Annotated in this window: 19 protein-coding genes; 12 read left to right on the forward strand and 7 right to left on the reverse strand. The window is 63.2% G+C overall.

All coding sequences use genetic code 11. The annotated features are described in order from the left end of the window. Positions 1-21 precede the first annotated feature (21 nt). Positions 22-2,544, forward strand: a complete 2,523-nt coding sequence (locus ABDW57_RS22630) for a glycoside hydrolase family 3 N-terminal domain-containing protein (protein WP_343732409.1) — start codon at positions 22-24, stop codon at positions 2,542-2,544. Positions 2,545-2,567: 23 nt separating this feature from the next. Then, on the forward strand, positions 2,568-3,857 hold the full coding sequence (locus tag ABDW57_RS22635; protein ID WP_343732410.1) for a sugar MFS transporter: 1,290 nt from the start codon (positions 2,568-2,570) through the stop codon (positions 3,855-3,857). Positions 3,858-3,899: 42 nt separating this feature from the next. Here ABDW57_RS22635 and ABDW57_RS22640 read toward each other — a convergent pair whose 3' ends face one another. The 3 genes from ABDW57_RS22640 to ABDW57_RS22650 form a co-directional block, all read right to left on the reverse strand. Next, positions 3,900-4,364: a hypothetical protein gene (locus ABDW57_RS22640; protein WP_343732411.1), complete on the reverse strand. Its 465-nt coding sequence runs from the start codon at positions 4,362-4,364 to the stop codon at positions 3,900-3,902. A gap of 215 nt (positions 4,365-4,579) precedes the next feature. Beyond that, entirely contained in the window at positions 4,580-5,047 is a 468-nt protein-coding gene (locus tag ABDW57_RS22645; protein ID WP_343732412.1) for a DUF1854 domain-containing protein, read from the reverse strand. Position 5,048: 1 nt separating this feature from the next. Then, a complete protein-coding gene (locus ABDW57_RS22650; RefSeq protein ID WP_343732413.1) occupies positions 5,049-7,307 on the reverse strand; it encodes an ABC transporter ATP-binding protein in 2,259 nt (752 codons plus the stop codon). Positions 7,308-7,521: 214 nt separating this feature from the next. On the opposite strand from ABDW57_RS22650, the gene cphA (ABDW57_RS22655) reads away from it, so the two are divergent. The 10 genes from cphA (ABDW57_RS22655) (at position 7,522) to ABDW57_RS22700 (ending at position 19,000) form a co-directional block, all read left to right on the forward strand. Beyond that, complete coding sequence (cphA, locus tag ABDW57_RS22655; RefSeq protein WP_343732414.1) at positions 7,522-9,684, forward strand: cyanophycin synthetase; 2,163 nt, start codon at positions 7,522-7,524, stop codon at positions 9,682-9,684. 31 nt (positions 9,685-9,715) lie between these two features. Beyond that, positions 9,716-12,286: a cyanophycin synthetase gene (gene cphA / locus ABDW57_RS22660; RefSeq protein ID WP_343732415.1), complete on the forward strand. Its 2,571-nt coding sequence runs from the start codon at positions 9,716-9,718 to the stop codon at positions 12,284-12,286. Positions 12,287-12,383: 97 nt separating this feature from the next. Continuing rightward, positions 12,384-13,838 carry a catalase gene (locus ABDW57_RS22665; RefSeq protein ID WP_343732416.1) on the forward strand — a complete coding sequence of 485 codons (1,455 nt, stop codon included), beginning with the start codon at positions 12,384-12,386 and terminating at the stop codon, positions 13,836-13,838. A gap of 46 nt (positions 13,839-13,884) precedes the next feature. Continuing rightward, positions 13,885-14,991, forward strand: coding sequence for a patatin-like phospholipase family protein (locus ABDW57_RS22670; RefSeq protein ID WP_343732417.1), 1,107 nt, complete (start codon positions 13,885-13,887; stop codon positions 14,989-14,991). Between the two features lie 98 nt (positions 14,992-15,089). Further along, positions 15,090-15,683: an RNA polymerase sigma factor gene (locus ABDW57_RS22675; RefSeq protein ID WP_343732418.1), complete on the forward strand. Its 594-nt coding sequence runs from the start codon at positions 15,090-15,092 to the stop codon at positions 15,681-15,683. Positions 15,684-15,695: 12 nt separating this feature from the next. After that, positions 15,696-16,151: a hypothetical protein gene (locus ABDW57_RS22680; RefSeq protein ID WP_343732419.1), complete on the forward strand. Its 456-nt coding sequence runs from the start codon at positions 15,696-15,698 to the stop codon at positions 16,149-16,151. 23 nt (positions 16,152-16,174) lie between these two features. After that, positions 16,175-17,026 carry a hypothetical protein gene (locus ABDW57_RS22685; protein WP_343732420.1) on the forward strand — a complete coding sequence of 284 codons (852 nt, stop codon included), beginning with the start codon at positions 16,175-16,177 and terminating at the stop codon, positions 17,024-17,026. A 54-nt stretch (positions 17,027-17,080) separates the two neighbouring features. Next, entirely contained in the window at positions 17,081-18,208 is a 1,128-nt protein-coding gene (locus ABDW57_RS22690; RefSeq protein WP_343732421.1) for a M14-type cytosolic carboxypeptidase, read from the forward strand. A 2-nt stretch (positions 18,209-18,210) separates the two neighbouring features. After that, the gene (locus tag ABDW57_RS22695) at positions 18,211-18,675 is read left to right on the forward strand and encodes a CYTH domain-containing protein (RefSeq protein WP_343732422.1); all 465 of its coding nucleotides are present in this window, start codon (positions 18,211-18,213) and stop codon (positions 18,673-18,675) included. 28 nt (positions 18,676-18,703) lie between these two features. After that, positions 18,704-19,000, forward strand: coding sequence for a hypothetical protein (locus ABDW57_RS22700; protein ID WP_343732423.1), 297 nt, complete (start codon positions 18,704-18,706; stop codon positions 18,998-19,000). A 28-nt stretch (positions 19,001-19,028) separates the two neighbouring features. On the opposite strand, the gene ABDW57_RS22705 is transcribed toward ABDW57_RS22700, so the two are convergent. From ABDW57_RS22705 to ABDW57_RS22720, 4 genes are all read right to left on the reverse strand, one after another. After that, complete coding sequence (locus tag ABDW57_RS22705) at positions 19,029-20,291, reverse strand: DUF2863 family protein (RefSeq protein ID WP_343732424.1); 1,263 nt, start codon at positions 20,289-20,291, stop codon at positions 19,029-19,031. 120 nt (positions 20,292-20,411) lie between these two features. Further along, on the reverse strand, positions 20,412-23,120 hold the full coding sequence (gene acnA / locus ABDW57_RS22710; RefSeq protein WP_343732425.1) for an aconitate hydratase AcnA: 2,709 nt from the start codon (positions 23,118-23,120) through the stop codon (positions 20,412-20,414). 47 nt (positions 23,121-23,167) lie between these two features. Further along, positions 23,168-23,686, reverse strand: coding sequence for a hypothetical protein (locus ABDW57_RS22715; protein ID WP_343732426.1), 519 nt, complete (start codon positions 23,684-23,686; stop codon positions 23,168-23,170). Continuing rightward, a complete protein-coding gene (locus tag ABDW57_RS22720; RefSeq protein WP_343732427.1) occupies positions 23,686-24,690 on the reverse strand; it encodes an aldolase/citrate lyase family protein in 1,005 nt (334 codons plus the stop codon). Before ABDW57_RS22720 ends, ABDW57_RS22715 begins: the two co-directional genes overlap by 1 nt. Positions 24,691-24,760: the final 70 nt, after the last annotated feature.

Consider the following 24,760-nt stretch of genomic DNA (forward strand, 5'->3'; position numbering starts at 1 on the left):
ATTACAACGGAGAGAGACTGAATGAATTCGCATAACCACATCCTGCGCCGCGCCGTCCTGACCGCAACCCTGGCGTTGAGCGCCAACGCCATCGCCGCGCCAGCCGCCAGGCCGCTGACCGACTGGCCGCACATCACCAGCGCCGTCAAGCAGGACAAGGCGATGGAAGCGCGCATCAAGGAGATCGTGGCCGGCATGACGCTGGCGCAGAAGATCGGCCAGATGACGCAGCCGGAAATCAAGTTCAGTACGCCGGAAGATATCCGCAAATACTACATCGGCTCAGTGCTGAATGGCGGCGGCAGCTGGCCGCAGAATAACAAGCACGCCAGCGCCGCCGACTGGGTCAAGCTGGCCGACGCTTACTACGACGCGTCCATGAGCACCGACATGAAGGTGCAGATCCCGGTCATCTGGGGCATCGACGCCATGCACGGCAACTCGAATATGTACGGCGCCACGCTGTTCCCGCACAACATCGGCCTGGGCGCCGCGCGCGATCCGAAACTGGTGGCGGACATGGCCAAATCGGTAGCGAAGGCAGTGCGCGCCACCGGTATCGACTGGGTGTTCGCGCCGACGCTGGCGGTGGTGCGCGATGATCGCTGGGGCCGCACTTACGAGAGCTTCTCGGAAGATCCGGCCATCGTGCGCGATTACGCGGCCGGCTACGTCAAGGGCCTGCAAGGCGACCTGAAATCCGATAACACCGTGGTGGCCACCGCTAAGCACTTCGTCGGCGATGGCGGCACTTTCGAGGGCAAGGACCGCGGCGTCAACCAGTCCACCATGTCGGAGATGATCAACATCCACGCGCAGGGTTACTCCCCGGCGCTGCAAGCCGGCGTGCAGACCGTGATGGCGTCCTTTAACAGCTGGAACGACGTCAAGGGCGGCACCGACCACGGCAAGATGCACGGCAGCCGCGAGCTGCTGACCGTGGCGCTGAAAGAGAAGATGGGCTTCGATGGCCTGATCGTCAGCGACTGGAACGCCATCACCGAAGTGCCGGGCTGCGCGGAAGACAGCTGCGCCGCGTCGATCAACGCCGGTGTCGATCTGGTGATGGTGCCGGAAAAATGGAAGACCTTCATCGCCAACACCATCGCGCAGGTGGAGAAGGGCGAGATCCCGATGTCGCGCATCGACGATGCGGTGACCCGCATCCTGCGCGTGAAAATGCGTTCCAGTCTGTTCGATGGCAAGAAGCCTTCGCAGAACATCTACGCCGGCAAACAGGAAGTGCTGCAGGACCGCGCACTGGCGCGCAAGGCAGTGCAGGAGTCGCTGGTGCTGCTGAAGAATAACGGCAATGTGCTGCCACTGGCGCGCGGCAAGAAGATTCTGGTGGTCGGCAAGAGCGCCGACAACATGGCCAACCAGTCGGGCGGCTGGTCGCTGACCTGGCAGGGCACCGACAACAAGAACAGCGACTATCCATACAGCGACACCATCCTGGCTGCGATCCAGGACGTCGCCGGCAAGGACAATGTCACCTTCAGCGAAAACGCGGCCGGCGTGGATGTCAGCCAGTTCGACGCGGTGATCGCGGTGATCGGCGAAACGCCGTACGCTGAAGGCGATGGCGATATCGGCCCGGCCGGCACGCTGCGCCTGTCCGGCCGTCATCCGGAAGACCTGGCGGTGCTGCAGGCGGTGTCGGGCAAGGGCAAGCCCGTGGTGACGGTGGCAATCACCGGCCGTCCGCTGTACACCAACGACCTCCTTAACCTGTCGGACAGCTTCGTGGCCGCCTGGCTGCCGGGCACCGAGGGCAAGGGCGTGACCGACGTCCTGTTCCGCAAGGCCAACGGCAAGATCAACAAGGACTTCCGCGGCAAGCTGTCGTTCTCGTGGCCGAAATCGGCCTGCCAGTCGCCGCTGAACGTGGGCGACGCCGGTTACGATCCCTTGTTCAAATATGGTTTTGGTCTGAACTACAGCAACAAAAACCACCTGCCACAGCTCGATACGAGCTATCCTGACGGCGGTTGTAGCAAAACTACGGCTGTCCCGGTGTACAATCCTACGGACCGCGCCACTTACGGCCTGTACGTGAGCAGTGGCGGCCAGCGGGTGGTGTTGGGGGCGGACCTGAATGCCGTGTTCAACCTGCCGACCGTGAAGGTGGAAACCGCGCAGATCAACACCCAGCAGGACGCCAAGCGTCTGACCTGGACCGGCACGGCAAAACTGGAGGCGCAGGCCCGCAAGGCGATCAAGCTGCCGGCCTACGCCAGCACGGACGGCGCGCTGCAGTTTGATGCGATCGTGTCGGCGGCGCCGCAGGGCAAGGTACAAATCGGCATCGAAACGGTGGAGCTGGACGCCAGCGCTGTATTCCAGCGGCTGGCCGGAACAGGCAAGCAGACGGTCAAAATCCCTCTGTCGTGCTTCGCGGACCGTGGTTTGCCGCTGGCGGCTTTGAGCACGCCATTCAGCGTCAGCGCGGATGCGCCGTTTGCCGCGACGTTCGCCAACATCCAGATCGTTGGCGGCGCCGCCAAGGACAAGGACGCGCTGGCGTGTGGGGACTTTAAATAAAAAATACGAGGAGATGTAAAAGTATGGAACACTATTCGCAAACTGCACCGGTCGCAGCGGGGCAGCCGGCGCAGACCAGCGGGAATACCGGGCCGCTGGTCATCGTCACCATCCTGTTCTTCATGTGGGGTTTGCTGACGTCGCTGAATGACGTGCTGATCCCGCACCTGAAGGCGGTCTACACGCTGACTTATGTGCAGGCGATGCTGGTGCAGTTCTGCTTCTTCGGCGCCTACTTCATCGTCTCGCTGCCGGCCGGTATGCTGATCAAGAAGATCGGCTACCAGCACGGCGCGGTGGCCGGCCTGACGATTGCGGCTGCCGGTTGCGCGCTGTTCTATCCGGCGGCGACCAGCGGCTATACGCTGTTCCTGATTGCCTTCTTCGTGCTGGCGGGCGGCATCACCATCCTGCAGGTGGCGGCCAATCCTTACGTGGCGGTGCTGGGCGATCCACGCACGGCGTCCAGCCGCCTGACCCTGACCCAGGCCTTCAACTCGCTGGGCACCACCGTGGCGCCGGCGCTGGGTGGCATGCTGATTCTGGGCGGCGTGGTGCTGAGCGCTGATGATCTGGCCAGGCTGCCCGCCGCCGAGCAGGCAGCGTATCACGCCAAGGAAGCGGCCAGCGTGCAAGGCCCTTATCTGGCCCTGGCCGGGGCGCTGCTGGTGCTGGCCATCCTGTTTGCGATGGCGCGTCTGCCGAAGATCGTTGATGCGGAAGACAGCAGCGTCAAAGGCGGCTTCAGTGAAGTGCTGAAGCACCGCCACCTGGCGCTGGGCGCGGTGGCGATCTTCCTGTACGTGGGCGGTGAAGTCAGCATCGGCAGCTTCCTGATCAACTTCCTGGGCGATCCTAAAGTGGCCAGTCTGTCGGCGGCGGATGCGGCGCATTACGTCAGCTTCTACTGGGGCGGCGCCATGATCGGCCGCTTCATCGGCTTCGCCGTGATGCGCACCATCAGCCCGGGCAAGGCGCTGGCCTTCAATGCGGCTGCGGTGATCGTGCTGGTGCTGCTGGCGATTTTCAGCGGCGGTACGCTGGCGATGTGGGCAATCCTGGCGGTGGGCCTGTTCAACTCCATCATGTTCCCGACCATCTTCTCGATGGCGCTGAACAAACTGGGTCCGCTGACCGGCCAGGGCTCGGGCGTGCTGTGCATGGCAATCGTGGGCGGCGCGCTGGTGCCGTTCGCACAGGGGTATCTGGCGGACACCGTCAGCCTGCAGCTGTCGTTCCTGATCCCGGCTGCGTGCTACACCTTTATCCTGTACTTTGGCCTGAAATACGCCAATATGTACAGCGAAAAATAAGGAATGCTGGTTTGGTCAAAAGCTCCCTGCGGGGAGCTTTTTTTATGCCAAAACGGCCATTAGTTTTTGCATCGACGTCAGCGGAATCAACGCCTCCGGCGCATCGATCTCCATCACGACATCGTTGTAGGCAACTGGCCGCAGTTGCTCGATTTCCGAGGTGTCTGATTGCCGTGCTTCATCGAGTAGTTGCTGAAGGGCAGGTGGAGCCAGCAGGTTAAGTTTGGTCAGTAGCGTACCGTACTTCCTGACGTCGGCTTCGTTGGCCGCAATGCGCTCTGCTGGTCGGATGGCAAGGTTGATGCAACCGAATACTGCAAAGGTCGCCAGCAGCCACGCTGATTGCGCCGGCATTTGCGCAGCCAACGTAGCGACGGCGCTACTGCCAGCAAGCAGGCTCATGAAGGTAAGCGTCGTCTGAATGCGACGGTAAAAGCGAGCGGTGCGTTGGCATAGCCGCTGCCCATAGCGGCAATTAAAGTACAGCTCGTCCTTGTCTTCGTCCATGATGAGTTTCCTCCTTCGTAGGCTGCGGATTGGGCGGTGCGGGCTTGCGGCGCTTGCGCTTCCGTTTAGGCGGCGGACGCTGCGGAAAATGAGATTTCGGCTCAAGGGACTACATTGTAGGCCTTTCCGGCGCCGGCGATGGGCGCACGATTCCATCATGCAGGCGCTTTTGGCGCCTGCTTTGCGATAGATCAGTACGGAAGGGCTGACTACGCTTACAGGAAGCGGTCAATGATTTTTTTGCTGTGCTTGTCGAGCTCGCGCAGGTCGCGGATCAGGTAGTGGATGCCGTGGATGTCGGTGATCAGCAGGGTGTCGATCGTCAAACGGCGGATGTCTTCTTCGCCGCGCAGGACGAATTCGGTGTCGCCACGATCGGTCGCCACGGACCAGGTGCATGGCGTGGCGTAGCTGGTGACGCTGTTGATGCGCGCGATCTCCGGCATGAATTCCCGCCCGCTCAGTTCTTCGCTCACCAGCGCGCCAATGGCCGCGGGAAGGTCGGCAATGCGGTCAATCCACGCCACTTCCTTGCCGTCGTTGTTGAGCAGCGAGATGCCGTCTTCCGGCGCCTGCACCGGGAAAGCGCGCACCGGCGACACGCCTTCGTGCACCACGCCCTCGGTGGTGGTCAGCACCAGTTTGCCAAAGGGATTGCGGATCAGTTCAAATTGCGTCGTCATCTTATTCTTCCTTGCCCAGTTCCGCATTGCGCGCCTGCGCCTGATACAGGCGGTAGTAAGCGCCTTCCAGCGCCATCAGTTCGTCGTGCGGACCGTCTTCCACCACCACGCCGCGATCCAATACCACCAGACGGTCGGCTTTCTGCAGCGTCGACAGACGGTGCGCAATCGCGATGGTGGTGCGGCCTTGCACCAGATTGTCCAGCGCGCGCTGGATTTCTTTTTCGGTCTCCGAGTCCACCGAGGCGGTGGCTTCGTCGAGGATCAGGATCTTCGGATCGATCAGCAGCGCGCGCGCGATCGAGATGCGCTGACGTTCACCGCCCGACAGGCCCTGGCCGCGCTCGCCGACCATCGAGTCGTAACCCTGCGGCAGACGCAGGATGAATTCGTGCGCATGGGCGGCGCGTGCCGCGGCGATGATTTCCTCGCGCGTCGCATCCGGCTTGCCGTAGGCCAGATTCTCGGCAATGGTGCCGAAGAACAGGAACGGCTCCTGCAGCACCAGGCCGATATTGCGGCGATAGTCCGACACCGCGAACTGGCGGATGTCCACGCCATCCAGCAGGATCGCGCCTTCCGCCACATCGTAGAAGCGGCAGATCAGGTTGACCAGCGTGGATTTGCCGGAACCAGAATGGCCGACCAGGCCCACCATCTGTCCCGCCTTGATATCCAGATTGATGCCGCGGTTGACCGCGCGGTTACCGTAGCGGAAGCCGACTTCACGCAGGCTGATATTACCCTCGACCTGATTCAGCTTGACCGGATTCACCGGCTCCGGCACCGACGACACGTGATCGAGAATGTCAAAGATACGCTTGGCCGCCGACGCCGATTTCTGCGTCACCGACACAATGCGGCTCATCGAATCCAGGCGGCCGTAGAAGCGGCTGGCGTAAGCGATGAAGGATGACAGCACACCCACCGTGATATTGCCCTTGGAGACTTGGTAGATACCGAACACCCAGATCACCAGCAAACCCAATTCAGTCAGGAAGGACACGGTCGGCGAAAACAGCGACCACACCTTGTTCAGCTTATCGTTGACGGCCAGATTGTGCTTGTTGGCGGTGCGGAAGCGGTTCGCTTCGCGCGCTTCCTGCGCGAAGGCTTTCACCACGCGGATGCCGGGTATGGTATCGGCCAGCACGTTGGTCACTTCGCCCCACACGCGGTCGATCTTCTCAAAGCCGGTGCGCAAGCGGTCGCGCACCAGATGGATCATCCAGGCGATGAAGGGCAGCGGCGCCAGCGTGCAGATGGCCAGCCACGGATCGAGATTCAGCAGGATCACGCCGGTCATGATGATCATCAGGCAGTCGGACAGGAAGTCCAGCAGGTGCAGCGACAGGAACACGCAAATGCGGTCACTTTCCGAGCCGATGCGCGACATCAGGTCGCCGGTGCGTTTGCCGCTGAAGTATTCCAGCGACAGCTGCAGCAGGTGTTCGTAGGTGGTGGTGCGCAGGTCGGCGCCGATGCGCTCCGAGGCCAGCGCCAGCACATAGGTTTTGCCCCAGCCGAAAATCCACGCCAGCACCGACGCGCCCACCAGGCCGGACATGTACCACACCACCAGCATCGGATCGACCGCCTTGCCGTTCTGGTAAGGAATCAGCACATTGTCCATCAGCGGGATGGTCAGGTAGGGCGGAATCATGTGCGCGCCGGTGGACAGCAGCATCAGGGTGAAGCCGAGCGCCAGCTGCCATTTGTAGGGACGGGCGAAGCGCCACAGGCGGAACAGGGTCCAGGTCGACGGCGGCGTGTAGACCACCTTGGTGCAGACCGGGCATTCTTCCTGATCCGGCTCCATCGGCGCCTTGCAGCTCGGGCAGATGTTTTTATCGTCCAGCACCACCGGTTCGCCGCTGGCGTGGCTGTCGAGGTGGGCGTCGAATTGCTCGACCAGGCGGATCGCCGCCAGATTCTGTCCCAGCGTGAAGCGCCACGCGCCCAGGCGGCCGTGCGCATTGACCAGCTCCAGATGGCCGACGCCGGCGTGGTCGTGATGCTTCAGCACCAGATCCTGCGTGAACGGCCACGATTCCCAGCGCGCCGCGCCCGGCGCGTGCGCCAGCACGCGGCTTGGTGTAATGACCACAATCCCCTTGGAAAAACGAAGTTGCTGATCCAGGTCAACCTCCAGGGCACTTACAACGTTTTCCCCTTGGGAAAGTTGTGCCTGTATCTCGGAACGCCAGCGTTCAGGGAGATCGCCAGGGTTGGATACGGTGGGAAGTTGTTCGGTTGTCATCGTGCGGCGTACTCCAGAGGGGAAAAGGCTGATATAACGGCCACTTTACGGTATTCTGTCAGTGATTAAACATTTGACAGAGAACAATAAAATTAACGTTTTGCGATCGCGGCAAGTATACCGCACGGCAGCTTGCCCGGCATACAGGGTTTAAGGGTTTACAATACGCGGCGCGGGCTGGCTCAGCCGATAACAAAGTTACAAGAATCAATACATGACTAAGAAGAAAGACATCGAAATTCTCCGCGTCACTTATTTGCGCGGACCCAATATCTGGACCTACCGCCCGGTGATCGAGGCGTGGCTGGATATCGGCGAGCTGGAGAATTTCCCCTCGAATTTGCTGCCCGGTTTGTACGAGCGTCTGACGACGATCCTGCCGGGCCTGATCGTCCACCGCTGCGGCGTGGGCGAGCACGGCGGCTTCCTGGAACGCCTGCGCGACGGCACCTATGCCGGCCACATCCTCGAACACGTGGTGCTGGAACTGCAAAACCTGGCCGGCATGAAGACCGGCTTCGGCAAGACCCGGGAAATTATTCCGGACAGCGGCTTGTACAAGATGGCTTTCCGCACCCGCCAGGAAGAAGTCGGCCGCGCCGCGCTGGCCGCCGGCCGCGATCTGCTGATGGCCACGATTGAAGACCGGCCTTACGACCTCGACGCCACCGTGACCAGGCTGACCGACATGGTCGAAAGCCTGTGCCTCGGCCCGAGCACCGGCAACATCGTGGACGCCGCCGGCGTGCGCAAGATCCCGCACATCCGTCTGACCGACGGCAATCTGGTCCAGCTGGGTCATGGCGCCGCGCAGCGCCGCATCTGGACCGCTGAAACCGAACACACCTCGGCCATCGCTGAAGGCATCGCCAGCGACAAGGATCTGACCAAGACCCTGATCTCGTCGTGCGGCGTGCCGGTGCCGGAAGGCGAACTGGTGAAGAGCGCCGCTGAAGCATGGAGCGCCGCGCAGGACATCGGGCTGCCGGTGGTGCTCAAGCCGTATGACGGCAACCATGGCCGCGGCGTTTCGCTCAACCTGAGCACCGAAGCCGATATCGCCGCCGCTTACGCCCTGGCGGCGGCAGAGGGCGACAGCAGCAGCGTGATCGTCGAGCGCTTCATTGCCGGCGACGAGCACCGCCTGCTGGTGGTGGGCCGCCGCGTGGTGGCCGCCGCTGCCGGCGAGTCGCTGTGGGTGACCGGCGACGGCAAGTCCACCGTGCTGGAACTGTGCAACAACCAAATCAACACCGACCCGCGCCGCGGCGAGACCGAGGAATTCCCACTGGGCCTGGTCAAGCCGCATGAATCGGGCGAGATCATCCTTGAACTGCAACGCCAGAACCTGAGCCACGCATCGGTGCCGGCCGAAGGCGTGAAAGTGCTGATCCAGCCGAACGGCAATGTGGCGGTCGATGTCACCGACAAGGTGCACCCGCAGGTGGCCGCAATGGCGGCGTTGGCGGCGCGCGTGGTCGGCCTGGACATCGCCGGCATTGATCTGGTGACTTCCGACATTTCGCGTCCGCTGGAGGAAACCGGCGGCGCCATCATCGAAGTCAACGCCAGCCCGGGCCTGCTGGCCCACCTGAAGCCGGCGGTGGGCGAGCCGCGCAATGTGGGCGAGGCGATCGTCGAGCATCTGTTTGGCGAAGCCACCGGCCGCATGCCGATCGTCGGCATCACCGGTACGCACGGCACCACCATGACCGCGCGCCTGGTGGCGTGGCTGCTGCAAATCAGCGGCAAGAAAACCGGCCTGACTTGTGCCGAAGGCTTGTTCGTCAACGGCCGCGAGCTGCCGCTCGATGGCCTGAGCGCATGGGAAACCGGCGAGCGCCTGCTGCTGAACAAGAACGTTGAAGCCGGCGTGTTTGAAAACAGCGCGCGCATGATCCTGGCCGAGGGCCTGGCTTACGACAAATGCGCGGTTGGCGTGGTGACGGACGTCAGCGGTCTGGAAGCCGTGAGCGAGTTCCACATCGACAGCGAGGACCGCCTGTACAACGTGCTGCGCACGCAGGTGGACGTGGTGCTGCCAAGCGGTGCAGCGGTGCTGAATGCCGCCGATCCGCAAGTGGTGGAGATGGCCGATCTGTGCGACGGCGAAGTGATTTTCTACGGTGTGGATGAGCATCTGGACGCCATCGCCGCCCATCGTCAGGATGGCAAGCGCGTGGTGTTCCAGCGCAAGGATTGCATCGTGATGGCGAATGGCGGTGACGAAGTCGCCAGCCTGCCGTTGTCGCCGCTGGTGCCGCCGGAAGCCGTGCTGGCCGCGATTGCCGCCGGCTGGGCGCTGGGCCTGACGCCGGACCTGATCGGCGCCGGCCTGCGCACCTGGGAAGCGTCGCCGAAGAAAACGCATCACTGATCGTTATCACTGAAAGAATAAGAAGATTCATATGGAAGTCATACGCACCCGCGCCCTTCGCGGCCCGAACCTGTGGAGCCACCACACCGCGGTGGAAGTCATCGTCTCGTGCCCGCCGGAAGAACAATCGATCGCAACGCTGGCAGGTTTTGAGCAGCGCCTGCGCACGCGCTTCCCGGCCATCGGCGCACTGCAGCCGACCGGCACCACCGGACCTGTTTCGCTGGCCCGCGTGCTGGAAGTGGCGGCACTGAGCCTGCAGGCGCAAGCCGGCTGCCCGGTCACCTTCAGCCGCACCACCGCCACGCTGGAAAACGGCATCTACCAGACCGTGGTGGAATACACCGAGGAAGCGGTCGGCCGCCGCGCGGTCGAACTGGCGGAGGCGCTGATCAACGCAGCGCTGAAAGACACGCCGTTCGACCTGCACGCCTCACTGGAAGAGCTGCGCGATCTCGATGAAGACGTGCGCCTTGGTCCAAGCACCGGCGCCATCGTCAATGCCGCCATCGCGCGTGACATTCCTTTCCGCCGCCTGACCGAAGGCTCGATGGTGATGTTCGGCTGGGGCTCGAAACAGCGCCGCATCCAGGCCGCTGAAATGGACAGCACCGGCGCCATCGGCGAGACCATCGCGCAGGACAAGGAACTGACCAAGAAGCTGCTGCACGCGGCCGGCGTGCCGGTGCCGATTGGCCGCTCGGTGGAAGATGAAGCCGACGCCTGGAAGGCCGCGCAGGAAATCGGCCTGCCGGTGGTGGTGAAGCCGAAGGACGGCAATCAGGGCAAGGGCGTGACGGTTAACATCATGACCAGGGAACACCTGGAAGCCGCCTTCCGCACCGCCAAGGAATTCCGCGACGACGTGATGGTCGAGCGCTACCTGCCGGGCCACGATTATCGTCTGCTCGTCATCGGCAACAAGCTGGTGGCAGCGGCGCGCCGCGATCCGCCGCATGTGGTGGGCGACGGCAAGCACACCGTGCGCGAACTGGTGGACATCGTCAATGCCGATCCGCGCCGCGGCTCGGGCCACTCCACTTCGCTGACCAAGATCCGTTTCGACGACATCGCCATTGCGCGCCTGGCGCTGCAAGGGCTGCAGGCCGATTCCGTGCCGGCCCACGGCCAGCGCGTCATCCTGCGCAACAACGCCAACCTGTCGACCGGCGGCACCGCCACCGACGTCACCGATGACGTGCATCCGGAAGTGGCGGCGCGTGCGGTGGAAGCGGCGCAAATGATCGGCCTCGATCTGTGCGGCGTGGACGTGGTTTGCGACAACGTGCTGGAACCGATTGAAAACCAGCGCGGCGGCGTGGTGGAAGTGAACGCCGCGCCAGGCCTGCGCATGCACATCGCGCCATCGTTCGGTAAAGGCCGCGCGGTGGGCGAGGCCATCGTCAACACCATGTTTGCGCCAGGCGAGAACGGCCGCATTCCGGTGGTGGCGGTGACTGGCACCAACGGCAAGACCACCACCGTGCGCCTGATTGCGCATCTGCTGACCGCCAGCGGCCTGCGCACCGGCATGACCAATACCGACGGCGTCTACATCGAAGGCCGCCAGACCGACAGCGGTGATTGCTCCGGTCCGCGCAGCGCGCGCAACGTGCTGCTGCATCCGGACGTCGACGCGGCGGTGTTTGAAACCGCGCGCGGCGGCATCCTGCGCGAAGGCCTGGCCTTCGACCGCTGCCAGGTGGCGGTGGTGACCAACATCGGCATGGGCGACCACCTGGGGCTGAATTACATCACCACAGTGGAAGACCTGGCGGTACTCAAGCGCGTGATCGTGCAGAATGTCTCGGAGAGCGGCTTCGCGGTGCTGAACGCGGTCGATCCTATCGTGGCCGGCATGGCGACCAACTGCCGCGGCAAGGTGATCTTCTTCGGCGCCGACCGCACGCATCCGGTGATCGCCACCCATCTGGCGCAGGGCAGCCGCACCGTGTACGTGGAAAATGGCCACATCGTGGCGGCGGAAGGGCGCGAGCAGCACACCATTCCGCTGTCGGCGGTGCCGATCACCCGCAACGGCACCATCGGCTTCCAGGTGGAGAACGTGATGGCGTCGGTGGCGGCGGCGTGGGGCGTGGGCATCAGCTGGGACGCGATCCGCCTCGGCCTGAAAACCTTCGCCAACGATTCCGACAATGCGCCGGGCCGTTTCAATGTGTTCGACTACAAGGGCGCGACCCTGATCGCCGACTACGGCCACAATCCGGACGCCATCCTGGCGCTGGTGAAGGCGGTGGAGACCATGCCGGCCAAGCGCCGCGTGGTGGTGATCTCGGGCGCCGGCGACCGCCGCGACCAGGACATCACGCAGCAGACCGAAATCCTCGGCCGCGCGTTTGACGACGTGCTGCTGTACGAAGACGCCTGCCAGCGTGGCCGGGTGGATGGCGAAGTGGTGGCGCTGCTGCGTTCGGGCCTGAACGGCGCGCCGCGCACCTCGCACATCGAAGAGATCTACGGCGAGTTCAAAGCCATCGATACGGCGCTGGCGCGCCTGCAGGACGGGGACTTGTGCCTGATCCTGATCGATCAGGTGGAGGACGCGCTGGCCCACATCGCCAAGCGCATCAAAGAAGTTTAGGCTATACCTATCAAGTTAATAGATATTTATAGTTTTTATTTATGACGCTCGTTGTTTAAAATAGCTCTACGCTATCAAACAACGAGGAGTCATAGTCATGAAAATTACGACCGCATCCGGCATTCCTGTCGCCGACAACCAGAATTCCCTGACCGCCGGCCCGCGTGGCCCGGTGCTGCTGCAAGACTTCCACCTGATCGAGAAACTCCAGCACTTCAACCGCGAGCGCATTCCTGAGCGCGTGGTGCACGCCAAGGGTTCGGGCGCTTACGGCACCTTCACTGTCACGCACGACATCACCAAGTATTCGAAAGCAAAGCTGTTTGCCGAAGTGGGCAAGCAGACCGAAACCTTCATGCGCTTCTCCACCGTGGGCGGCGAGAAGGGCAGCGCCGATACCGAGCGCGATCCACGCGGCTTTGCGGTGCGCTTCTATACCGAGGAAGGCAACTGGGATCTGGTCGGGAATAACACGCCGGTGTTCTTCCTCAAGGATGGCATCAAATTCCCGGACTTCATCCATACGCAAAAACGCGATCCGCAAACCAATCTGAAATCGCCGACCGCGATGTTCGATTTCTGGAGCCGCACGCCGGAAAGCCTGCACCAGGTGACCACGCTGTTCTCCAGCCGCGGCACGCCGGACGGCTATCGCCACATGCACGGTTTCGGCAGCCACACCTACAGCCTGATTAACGCCGCCGGTGAACGCGTCTACGTGAAGTGGCACTTCCTGACGCAGCAGGGCGTCAGGAACCTGAGCGCGGAACAAGCCACGCGCATCGCCGGCACCGATCCGGACTACGCGCAGCGCGACCTGTTCAACGCGATTGCGCAAGGCGACTTCCCGCGCTGGGACGTCAAGGTGCAAGTCGCCACCGAGGCTGAACTGGCGGCATGGGAAGCGCGCACCGGCTGGAATCCGTTCGACCTGACCAAGGTGTGGCCGCACAAGGACTTCCCGCTGCTGCCGGTCGGCGTGCTGGAACTGAACCGCAATCCGGTCAACTATCACGCGGAAGTCGAGCAGGCTGCCTTGTCGCCATCGAATGTGGTGCCGGGCATGGGCTACTCGCCGGACAAGATGCTGCAGGCGCGCCTGTTTGCTTACCACGACGCGCAGCTGTACCGCGTCGGCACCAACCACCAGCACCTGCCGGTGAACGCGCCGCGCTGCCCGTTCCACAACCAGCAGCGCGACGGCGCCATGGCCGGCGCCAATGGCGGTGCGGCGGTCAATTACGACCCGGTGCAGGCCAACGGCAGCAACCCGCACGGCATGGGCCACGGCGAACCGCCGCTGGCGCTGGACGGCGCCGCCGGCCGTTACGATGGCCGCGGCAAGGAGGACGACTACACCCAGGCCGGTGACCTGTTCCGCCTGATGCCGGCCGAAGAACAGCAAAACCTGTTCAACAACATCGCCGGTCCGCTGAGCCAGGTGAACATCGAGATCATCGAGCGCCAGCTGGCCCACTTTGACCAGGCGGATCTGGCTTACGGCGCGGGCGTGCGCGCAGCGTTAAAAGCGCGCGGTGTCAACCTGGCGTAAAGATGGCTTACAATCTCCACGTTGCAGCGCATCGTGGAGGTCAGACTTGAAGTCCAATCCTGCTTGTTCACCATCGACCGCCTTGCCTGGCCAGATTGTTCTGGTCCTGCAGGGCGGCGGCGCCTTGGGCGCCTACCAGTTGGGCGTGTATCAGGCCATGCACGAAGCCGGCATTGAGCCCGACTGGGTGATCGGCACTTCCATCGGCGCCATCAATGGCGCCATCATCGCCGGCAATCCGCCGCAGCGCCGGCTGGATCAGCTGCGCGAGTTCTGGCATCGCATGGAACGCAACTCCTTCGGCTTTGCCACCATGCCGCGCGCGGTGGCCAATGCCATCACGGTGGGGCAGGGCATTCCCGCCTTCTTTGAACCCAACCTGCCGTCCTGGTGGAATCCCGAGGCGCGCGTCGGCGTCGAACATGCCTCCTTTTACCTGACCACACCCTTGCGCAGCACGCTGGAAGACCTGGTCGATTTCCGCTACCTCAATGACAAGCAGATGCGCATGACGGTGGGCGCGGTCAATGCCCGTAACGGCACCATGCGCTACTTCGATACGCGCAAGGAGCCGCTGTGCGTGGACCACGTGATGGCGTCCGGCGCGCTGCCGCCGGCCTTCCCGGCGGTGCGCATCGATGGCGAGCCGTATTGGGACGGCGGCATCTACTCCAACACGCCGATCGAGGCGGTGCTGGACGATGAGCCGCGCCGCAGTTCGGTGATCTTCTCGGTACAGGTGTGGAATCCGGATGGCAGCGAGCCGGAAAGCGTGCTCGATGTGCTGGATAAGCACAAGGAGATCCAGTACGCCAGCCGCGCCAGCAATATCGAACAGCAGCGCAGGCTGCACCGCCTGCGTCATGTGATCCGCGAGCTGACGCACCACCTGCCGGATGCGGAACTGGCGCTGCCGGAAGTGCGTGAACTGGCCTCCTGGGGCTGCGGCACTGACATGCATGTGGTGTCGCTGCGCGCGCCGCGCATCGGCAACGAAGACCACACCAAGGACATCGACTTCAGCGCGACCGGCATCCGCGCGCGCTGGCAGGCGGGCTATGACGATACCCGGCGCTTCATGAAGCTGCGGCCATGGGACCAGCCCATCGACCCGATCGAAGGGATCGCGATCCACGAGCTGCCGGAGCGCTAGCCCCTCGTGGGGCGGGTTTCGTGTCTTGAGCAAAATTGTTGGAACTTTTCGGCGGCCTCGCCGGAATATGATCAAGACCCGACGATGACGCCCAGACGATGACCATCTCCACCATTACTGCCGATACCGATTTGCTGCGCCAGATGCGCAGCGGGACTGCGGCCGCATTCCAGGCGCTGTACCGGCGCCACCAGGGCGCGCTGTTCCGCTTCGCGCTGCTGCGCAGCGGCTCTGCCGACACCGCGGCCGACATCGTCCAGGAAGTGTTCATGGGCCTGCTGACGGACAGTCTGCGCTTCGATCCCCTGCGCGGCGAGCTGCGTGCCTTCCTGTTTGGCGTGGCCCGCAATCTGCTGCTCAAGCACGAGGAACCACGCCTGCGCCACGCCAGCCTGTCCGAGCCGGACGAGGAGGGCGAGCTGGAATTCGACAGCGGCAGCGAGGCCGCCGAACCGCTGGCCCGCATGCTGGACAACGAGGTGGCCGAGGAGGTGCGGCGTGCGCTGTCCCTGCTGCCGCCGGCCTACCGCGATGTCGTCATCCTGTACGAATTGCACGACCTGTCCTACCTGGAGGTGGCCGCCGTGTGCCAGATCGATATCGGCACGGTGCGCTCACGCCTGTCGCGTGGCCGCGCCGCGCTGGCGAAACGATTGGCGGCCCATCGCTCCACCCTGATTAAATCTGCCTGAGAAGAGCTGACCATGCATACTGACGAATCCCGAGATCCCTTGCTGGATGCCCTGCGCGGCGCGCTGGCGGAACGCGATACGCCGCCCGCCGTGGAAGACGCGCTGATGGCCGCTTTCGCGCGGCAGCATCCGAAGCGGCGCTGGTGTCAGCGCATCTCCGCCGCCCGGTGGGGCATGGCGGGCGGCCTGGCCAGCGCGGCGCTGGTGGTGCTGGTGCTGTCATTGCACACGCAGCCGCAGGTGGCGGCGCACGCCGTACCGTTTGCCGGACCATTCATCGCGCTGGAGCCGCTTGAGCGTATCCGCAGCGATCCCGATCCGCGCGTCGTCGAGACCCGCATCGCCCGCACCGCACTGGCTGGCCTCGGCGTGCCGCTCACGCCTGAAAATGCCGGCGACCAGGTCCGCGCCGAAATGCTGATCGGCGCCGATGGCCAGCCGCTCGCGCTCCGTCTTTCCAGCTTGTAGCAACCCACCTGTCAGAGGATGATATGAAGACTCAGAAAATACTGCTTTCCGCCTTGCTCGGCTGCCTGTTTGTATCCGCTGCGGCGACCGAGGTCGAGCCATCGCCCGCCAAGGTCGTCAAGAATGCGCCCTACAGCGCGGTGGTGGATCAGGAGACCCAGCGTGACCTGGCCGACGGCAATCAGATCACCAGCAAGACCAGCACATTGCACTATCGCGACAGCGCCGGCAATACGCGGCAGGAAATACGCGGCCCCAATGGGGAGGTGCAAAGCATCACGATCCAGACCGCCGCAGACAATGCGATGTACACCCTGGTGCCGGCAGCCAGGCTTGCGATCAAGTTGTCACTGGACCGTATCAATGCCAGGGCCGCGGCGGTGGGTACGGCCGCCGGATCGGCGATCAAGGCCCGCATCGAGAATGAACGCAAGGATGGCGAGGACGTCATCATCAAGCGCGCAACGCCGAACAGCAATACCTACGCGAATATCGTTCCGCTGGTCGCCGGCGCCTACGGCGACATGAAGTGGGCCAGCAAGACCATCACCAAGGACCTGGGCACACGGACTATCGAAGGCCTCAAGGCCGAGGGCAAATTACGCAGCTATGAGATCCCGGCCGGTGAGGCGGGCAATCGCAAGCCGATCGTGGTGACGGATGAAAGCTGGTATTCGCCCGAGCTGCAGGTGACGCTGTATTCGAAGCATAGCGATGCGCGCACGGGCGTGGCGGTGTTCCGGCTGTCCAACCTGAAACGCGCCGAGCCGGCAGCGGGGCTGTTTTCGGTGCCGCCGGATTACACGGTCAATGATGTGACCAGCGCGCCGGAAAAGGCGCTGGGAGAGATCGAAGCCCAGTGGAAGAAAAAGTGACGCCGATGTGCTGGTAAAATATGGTCACAGTAATTCACTCAGTATTGGATCACCATGACCATCAAAATCAGCCAAAACTTTGACTCGGGCGCCATTGAGGTGCTGCGCGCCGACAGCGCAGCCACCATCGAACTGAATCTGCGCAAGGACTCGCACGCGGACATTCACCAGTGGTTCCACTTCCGGGTCCAGGGCGCACGCGGCCAAAAGCTGAACATGCGCTTCCTGAACGCCGGCTCGGCCACCTACGCCAAGGGCTACGAGGACTATCAGGCCGTGGCCAGCTACGACACCGAGAACTGGTTCCGCGTGCCGACCACGTTTGATGGCCAGGTCATGACGATCAGGCATACGCCCGATACCGACAGCATCTATTATGCTTACTTCGAGCCGTATTCGTTCGAGCGCCACCTGCGCCTGCTGGGCGAAGTGGGCGAGCACCCGCTGGCCCGCGTGCATGATCTGGGTTCGACCGTGGATGGCCGCGACATGAACCTGGTCGTCATCGGCAAGCCGGAAGCGGAAAAGAAAATCTGGTTCATCGCGCGCCAGCACCCGGGCGAGTCGATGGCCGAGTGGTTCATCGAAGGCCTGATCGATTCGCTGCTGGATGACGCCAATCCGATCGCGCGCAAGCTGCTGCAGCGCTGCGTGTTCTACATCGTGCCGAACATGAACCCGGACGGCTCGGTGCGCGGCAACCTGCGCACCAACGCGGCCGGCGCCAATCTGAATCGCGAGTGGATGACGCCTTCCGTCGAGCGCAGCCCGGAAGTGCTGTACGTGAAGCAGAAAATGCACGAAACCGGCATCGACATGTTCTTCGATATTCACGGCGATGAAGCGCTGCCGTACAACTTCGTGGCCGGTAACGAGATGCTGGAGAACTTCAGCGAAGAGCGCCGCCTGAAGCAGCAGGCCTTTATTGACCGCTACAAGAACGCCTCGCCGGACTTCCAGGACAAGGTGGGCTATGCCGCCAGCAAGTACAAGGAAGACATGCTGACGCTGGCCTCCAAGTACGTCGGCCACCACTTCGGCTGCCTGGCGCTGACGCTGGAGATGCCGTTCAAGGACAACGCCGATCTGCCGGACCCGAACGTCGGCTGGAACGGCGCGCGCAGCGCGGCGCTGGGCGCGGCGATCCTGCAGCCCATCCTGCTGTCGCTGGACGATTACTGATCATGGGCGTTGAGATCGAGCGCAAGTTCCTGTTGAGCGGCGATGGCTGGATGGCGCTGGGCGAACCGGTGCTGTTCAAGCAGGGCTACCTGTCGTCGCACAAGGAACGCGTGGTGCGCGTGCGCATCGAGGGCGCGCGCGCGGTGATCACCATCAAGGGCGCCAACAAGGGCGCCACGCGCGGCGAGTGGGAGTATGAGATTCCTGTGGCTGACGCGGCCGAGCTGCTCGACGGTTTGTGCGAGCAGCCCTTGATCGAGAAGTACCGCCGCCGCATCAGCTACGCCGGCAATGTGTGGGAAGTTGATGAATTCCTCGGCGCGAACGCCGGGCTGGTGGTGGCGGAGATTGAATTGCAGTCGGAAGGCCAGCAGTTCGACAAGCCGGACTGGATCGGCGAGGAAGTCACGCACGATTTGCGCTATCTCAATTCAAGCCTGATCAGGCATCCATACTCCGCTTGGTAAAGCCGTTCGCTTGTCCTAAGCTGTAAGGATGGACAACGAACGGCAAATTGCGCTTGAGGCGCGCTTCGATACGATACTGCCGACCTTGGCAACCAAGGCGGATATTGAAGCCTTGCGTGCTGACATACACAAGTGGATGGTCGGCAGCATGATCGGCCTGTTCATCGGCTTTGGCGGCCTGGCCGCCGCGCTGGGCCAATTGCTGAAACCGCCATTGCCTGCCGCCCCGGTGGCTGTGCAGGCGCAGCCAATACCGCAGCCTGCACCAGCGCCTCCGACACAGGCGCCGCCAACCATCATCATCAATATCCCGCCGCTCAAGTAGAAAGCCCCTGTTGAACAGGGGCTTTTGCTTAGTGGAAGTGCTCGGTGCCGGTGGGGGCGTCTTCCGGCATTTCGGCGTGGGCCAGCTCGCCTTGCGGATCGGCAAACAGCGGGGCGCCGCAGTCGTCGCAGAATTCCATCACGTAGCGCTCGCCCAGCTTTTTCACTTGCGTGATGCCGGCCGCGTTCAGGTGGGCGGTGATGTCTTCCACCGGCGTCATCGGCTTTTGCAGGGCGTTCAGCGCGCCCGGACCTTCCGGCGGCGTGCCTTCCTCATCTTCCTGCCCGTACAGCGGCCATACCACGCCGTAAATCACGTCGGTCGACGAACGCTGGGTGAAGGCGACCCGGTATTCATCGATCTGGCCGTCGGCATTTTCTTCGCCAAAGCCGGCAATCACGGCGCGCAGTTCGTTCGGCTCGACCGCCAGCGTGTGCGTCAGGTAGTGCACGGCGGCGCGGATCGAGACCGGGCGGATCAGCTTGTCCGCTTCGCGGCAGGCCATGTAGTAGGCTTCCGGCAGCAGCAGTTCGACGCCGCAACCCGGCAGCAGGCGGTTGACGGTCGGCGTGGCCTGCGCGCGCCATTGCTCCAGCGCGGCGGCGCGCTCGGCGGCAAAGCTGGCCTGGTGCTCGGCCATTTGCCAGCGGAACAGCGGGGCGCCGGCCGGCGCCACCACGGCCGCCAGCAGGTAGCGGGTGTCGGCCAGGAAGGGCGCGGTTTCCGGGACCTTGGTGTCGGCCTTCAGCACCGTGCCCTTGAGCGCGGCCTGCGCCAGCTTTTGCACCTTGCCGTAGGTCTCGACGTGGCTGCGCGGCAGCTGGTCGATCGAGAACAGGGTCGGCGACATGGCCATCTGGGTGCCGTCGGCCAGCAGGTGCGCCGAGAAGTGCGCCGACAGGGTTTGCAGGATGTCGGCCGGAATGGCGCCGGAGGCAATCGCAAAGCGGGTCCACGCCAGGATCGGCGCGGCCACCAGCAGCACGTCGAATTGCTTGCTGACGCCATCGGCGGTGTCGATGGTGATGTGGCTCGATTCGCTGACCGCTTCCACGCTGTCCATCAGCACGTCGTACGCGTTCAGGTCTTCCTTGAACAGCGCGTTGAGGGTGGCGTCGATGGTGTCCTGGTGGCCGGTTTTCAGAAGTTTCTGGAGCTGTGCATCGAGGGAGTGTTCCCATGCCCGTTCTTCGATGCGACTGGCCGCCTGCCCGACTGCCTGGGCGTAGGTGGCGAGGCGCTGGCTCTCGGCGGACAACTTATGGGATGAAGCTTGTTTTGAACGACGCATCGCGCGAAGAGTCTCATTAAAAGTGAATAAAACGGATTATGACCCTATTGTAGATGATTCGGCAAACGTGCATAAAAAAAGCCGGGCGAACCCGGCTCCTATGGTGCGGCGCCTGGCGTATCAGGCCGCCAGCAGCTGGCGCAGGACGAACGGCAGGATGCCGCCGTGCTTGTAGTAGTCGACTTCGATCGGGGTATCGATACGCAGCAGCACTTTCACTTCCTGGCTGGAACCGTCTGCACGGTGGATCACCAGGGTGGCCAGCTGTTGCGGCTTGATTTCGCCGTCCAGGCCCTTCAGGTCGTAGGTTTCCTTGCCGGTGATGCCCAGCGATTCCACCGAGTCGTTGCCGATGAATTGCAGCGGCAGCACGCCCATGCCGACCAGGTTGGAGCGGTGGATGCGCTCGAACGAACGCACGATCACCGCCTTCACGCCCAGCAGCTGGGTGCCCTTGGCTGCCCAGTCGCGCGACGAGCCGGTGCCGTATTCTTCGCCGCCAAACACCATGGTCGGGGTGCCTTCGGCCACGTACTTCATGGCCGCGTCGTAGATCGACAGCTGTTCGCCCGATGGCTGGTGGATGGTGATGCCGCCTTCCACTGCGGAACCGTCGGCCTTCGGCGGGATCATCTTGTTCTTGATGCGCACGTTGGCGAAGGTGCCGCGCATCATGATCTCGTGGTTGCCGCGGCGCGAGCCGTAGGAGTTGAAATCGGCTTTCTGCACGCCGTTTTCTTTCAGCCATTTACCGGCCGGGCCGTCTTCCTTGATCGAGCCGGCTGGCGAGATGTGGTCGGTGGTGATCGAGTCGCCAAACACGCCCAGCGCGCGTGCGCCCTTGATGTTCGGATCGCTCGCCTTCGGCGTCATCTCGAAGCCTTCGAAGAATGGCGGCTCGGCAATGTAGGTCGACGCCGGCCAGTTGTAGACCTGGCCTTCGGTCGAGGACACGTTTTCCCACAGCTTGCCCGGGTTGCCCTTCACATCGGCGTAGTTGGTCTTGAACACTTTCGAGTTCATGGCGAACTTCATCAGCTTGGCGATTTCCTGCGAGGTCGGCCAGATGTCGCCCAGGTACACGTCCTTGCCATCCTTGCCCTTGCCAACCGGCTGGGTCATCAGATCGACCGTCATGTTGCCGGCGATGGCGTAGGCCACCACCAGCGGCGGCGAAGCCAGGAAGTTGGAGCGGATGTTCGGGTGGATGCGCGCTTCAAAGTTACGGTTACCCGACAGCACGGCCGAAGCGACGATGTCGTTCGAGGTGATGGCGGCATTCAGTTCCGGCGTCAGGTCGCCGGCGTTGCCGATGCAGGTGGTGCAGCCGTAGGCGGTCACGCCGAAGCCCAGTTGTTCCAGATAGGGCAGCAGGCCGGCGGCGGTCAGGTACTCGGTCACCACGCGCGAGCCAGGCGCCAGCGAGGTCTTGATGTGCGGCGCCACGGTCAGGCCGGCTTCCACCGCCTTCTTGGCCAGCAGGCCGGCGGCCAGCAGCACGCTCGGGTTGGAGGTGTTGGTGCAGGAGGTGATGGCGGCGATCAGCACGTCGCCGTTCTTGACGTGGACGCCGTTGGTGGTGGTGTAGGTGGCGTTCAGGTCTTCGGCTTTTTTGTTGAAGCCGTTTTCCGAGGTCGGTTTCGAGAACAGTTCGATGAAGTTGTTCTTGACGTTGCCGATTTCGATACGGTCTTGCGGGCGTTTCGGACCGGCCAGCGACGGCGTGACGTCGGTCAGGTTCAGTTCCAGCACGCGGGTGTAGTCGATCTCGCCGGCTTTCGGCACGCCGTACATGCCCTGGGCCTTGAAGTAGGCCTGGAAGGCGGCGATTTCTTCCTTGGTGCGGCCGGTGCCTTCGAAGTATTCGATGGTGGCGTCATCGACCGGGAAGAAGCCCATGGTGGCGCCGTATTCCGGCGCCATGTTGGCGATGGTGGCGCGGTCGGTCACGGACAGGGTCTCGGTGCCTTCGCCGAAGAATTCGACGAACTTGCCCACCACCTTGGCCTTGCGCAGCATTTCGGTGATGGTCAGCACCAGGTCGGTCGCGGTGCAGCCTTCGCGCAGCACGCCGGTCAGGTTGACACCGATCACGTCCGGGGTCAGGAAGTAGACTGGCTGGCCCAGCATGCCGGCTTCCGCCTCGATGCCGCCCACGCCCCAGCCGACCACGCCGATGCCGTTGATCATGGTGGTGTGCGAGTCGGTGCCCACCAGCGAATCCGGGTAGTAGACGCCGCTGCCGTCCTTGTGCACGCCGCGCGCCAGGTATTCCAGGTTGACCTGGTGGACGATGCCGAAGCCCGGCGGCACCACGCCGAAGGTGTCGAAGGCTTGCATGCCCCACTTCATGAACTGGTAGCGCTCGTTGTTGCGCGAGAATTCCAGCTTCATGTTCAGGTCCAGCGCCTTCGGCTCGCGGAAGTGGTCGATGGTGACCGAGTGGTCAACCACCAGGTCGACCGGCACCAGCGGCTCGATCTTCTTGGCGTTCTTGCCCATCTTGTAGGCGACGTTGCGCATCGCGGCCAGGTCGGCCAGCAGCGGCACGCCGGTGAAGTCCTGCAGCACCACGCGGGCCACGATGAACGGGATTTCTTCGGTGCGCTCGGCGGTGGCGCCCCAGTTGGCCACCTGCTTGACGTGCTCTTCAGTGACTTTCTTGCCATCGACGTTACGCAGAACGGACTCCAGCACCACGCGGATCGATACCGGCAGGCGGGAGATTTTGGCGCCCAGGCTCTTTTCCAGGGCAGGCAGCGAATAGAACTTCGCCTTTTTACCCGAAATATTAAATTCCTGAAGCGTGTTAAGCGTGTTGTGGGACATGACCTCTCCTTCGGGTGGGTATCGTCTATTGTTAAAGTGAAGCGTGCTTACTGAATCGTGATCTTGGTGCTGGACGGTTCGGTCGCAGCGGTCGACACTGGTTTCAACTGTTCGGCGTTGCGGCACTCATTGGCCAGCTGGCGGTTCTGCTTGGAGTCCAGCAGCATGCCCTTGGCCGGGATGCCGATCCAGATCAGGCCGTACAACTTGTTCTCAAAGCGGTTGGCGCCGGTGGTGGTGCCGACCCGGGTCAGGCGGTGCAGGCGCTTTTTCCAGCGCAGCGCGATGTGAGCGTCGTCGCTGGCGTTGGTGTAGATGGTGATCTTGTTGCCCAGCTCGCAGTCGAACTCGGTGACGGCGGAGTCGGTGATGGCCGGCTCGTCGGCTTCCTCATCCGGCGCTTTCGGCTCGACCGGCTTGGCGGCGGCGGCTTTCTTGCTGGTCTTTGCTACCGCTTTCTTGACGGTTTTCTTGGCCGGCACATCGCCTTCGGCGTGGGCGGCGCTGGCCATGGTCAGGGAGGCCAGCGCGAGGCTGCAGGCCATGAATAATTTGGAGATGGACATCAGTGTGCTTCCTGTGGGTGATCGGTGGTACTGCCGTTGAACAACGCGGCCACCGACTCGGGCAAAGTCAGCCCGGCCAGTCTGGCGCGCTGTAAAACGGTCCAATAATATCTGTAGCTGGCGCGGTCGTGCAATCGGCCATTTTGGGAGATCGGCCCCCATTGCACGGCGGCCGCTTCGTGCAGGATGGCGGCCGCCTCGCTGACCTCGGACAGGCGCGGCGTGAAGGTCTTGATGATCGGCTTGATCTGGTTGGGGTGGATGCTCCACATGCGCGTGTAGCCGAATTCGGCGGCGGCGCGCTGGGCATCGTTGGCGGCCACCGCCGTGTCCTTGATCTCGGTGGTGACGTTATGCGACGGCACCTTGCCGTGCGCGTGGCAGGCGGCGGCGATTTCCAGCTTGGCGCGCACCACCAGCGGGTGGGTGAACTGGCCCGGCGTGCGCATGGCGTTGCCGGGTATCGCGCCATAGTGCGAGGAAACGAAATCCATGATGCCAAACGACAGGCTCTGCACCTGGGGCAGGGCGGCAATCGCGTAGGCGTCGTGCAGGGCGCCATGGGTTTCGATCAGCACGTGGACCGGCAAGTCCTTGCGGCCGGCCTTGGCGGCATGGGTGTTGATCAGCCTGATGGCGCGCTCGACGTCGGCCACGCCGCCGGCTTTCGGCAGCATCAGGTAGGCCAGGCGCGGGGCGGCGGCGCAGATGATTTCCACGTCGCGGGCAAAGAACGGGCTGTCGACATCGTGCACGCGGGCGCCGATGCGGTTGAATTTGTTGTCTTCGGAGTTGAGCAGTTCGACGATCAGCCGGGCATGGGCTTCCTCGTTGCCGGCGCTGGCGCCGTCCTCGCAATCGAGGGTGATATCGAACAATGGACCAAGTTCTTGTTGCAGGGCGATCGATTTGCGCATCAGCTTTTCGGAGCCGGCGTAGTGATCGCAGGCGGGCAGCAGCAGCGGCTGGCGGTTACCCTGGAATAAAACCTCGGATGGGTGCATGCGTGATGGGGCGGGTGAAGAAATAACCGCCGCGCTGCTCTCGGCAGCGCGGCGGGTACGGCGGATCGGT

This window comes from Duganella sp. (assembly GCF_039595735.1).
Classification (GTDB): Bacteria; Pseudomonadota; Gammaproteobacteria; order Burkholderiales; family Burkholderiaceae_D; genus Rugamonas.

Bases quoted from the DNA above. Each gene is read 5' to 3' on its own strand.
- ABDW57_RS22685 (WP_343732420.1), top strand. From the start codon at position 16,175: ATGAAGACTCAGAAAATACTGCTTTCCGCCTTGCTCGGCTGCCTGTTT.
- ABDW57_RS22675 (WP_343732418.1), top strand. From the start codon at position 15,090: ATGACCATCTCCACCATTACTGCCGATACCGATTTGCTGCGCCAGATG.
- ABDW57_RS22635 (WP_343732410.1), top strand. From the start codon at position 2,568: ATGGAACACTATTCGCAAACTGCACCGGTCGCAGCGGGGCAGCCGGCG.
- acnA (WP_343732425.1), bottom strand. From the start codon at position 23,120: ATGTCCCACAACACGCTTAACACGCTTCAGGAATTTAATATTTCGGGT.
- ABDW57_RS22665 (WP_343732416.1), top strand. From the start codon at position 12,384: ATGAAAATTACGACCGCATCCGGCATTCCTGTCGCCGACAACCAGAAT.
- ABDW57_RS22720 (WP_343732427.1), bottom strand. From the start codon at position 24,690: ATGCACCCATCCGAGGTTTTATTCCAGGGTAACCGCCAGCCGCTGCTG.
- ABDW57_RS22640 (WP_343732411.1), bottom strand. From the start codon at position 4,364: ATGGACGAAGACAAGGACGAGCTGTACTTTAATTGCCGCTATGGGCAG.
- cphA (WP_343732414.1), top strand. From the start codon at position 7,522: ATGACTAAGAAGAAAGACATCGAAATTCTCCGCGTCACTTATTTGCGC.
- ABDW57_RS22650 (WP_343732413.1), bottom strand. From the start codon at position 7,307: ATGACAACCGAACAACTTCCCACCGTATCCAACCCTGGCGATCTCCCT.
- ABDW57_RS22630 (WP_343732409.1), top strand. From the start codon at position 22: ATGAATTCGCATAACCACATCCTGCGCCGCGCCGTCCTGACCGCAACC.
- ABDW57_RS22690 (WP_343732421.1), top strand. From the start codon at position 17,081: ATGACCATCAAAATCAGCCAAAACTTTGACTCGGGCGCCATTGAGGTG.
- ABDW57_RS22695 (WP_343732422.1), top strand. From the start codon at position 18,211: ATGGGCGTTGAGATCGAGCGCAAGTTCCTGTTGAGCGGCGATGGCTGG.
- ABDW57_RS22715 (WP_343732426.1), bottom strand. From the start codon at position 23,686: ATGTCCATCTCCAAATTATTCATGGCCTGCAGCCTCGCGCTGGCCTCC.
- ABDW57_RS22705 (WP_343732424.1), bottom strand. From the start codon at position 20,291: ATGCGTCGTTCAAAACAAGCTTCATCCCATAAGTTGTCCGCCGAGAGC.
- ABDW57_RS22700 (WP_343732423.1), top strand. From the start codon at position 18,704: ATGGACAACGAACGGCAAATTGCGCTTGAGGCGCGCTTCGATACGATA.
- cphA (WP_343732415.1), top strand. From the start codon at position 9,716: ATGGAAGTCATACGCACCCGCGCCCTTCGCGGCCCGAACCTGTGGAGC.
- ABDW57_RS22680 (WP_343732419.1), top strand. From the start codon at position 15,696: ATGCATACTGACGAATCCCGAGATCCCTTGCTGGATGCCCTGCGCGGC.
- ABDW57_RS22645 (WP_343732412.1), bottom strand. From the start codon at position 5,047: ATGACGACGCAATTTGAACTGATCCGCAATCCCTTTGGCAAACTGGTG.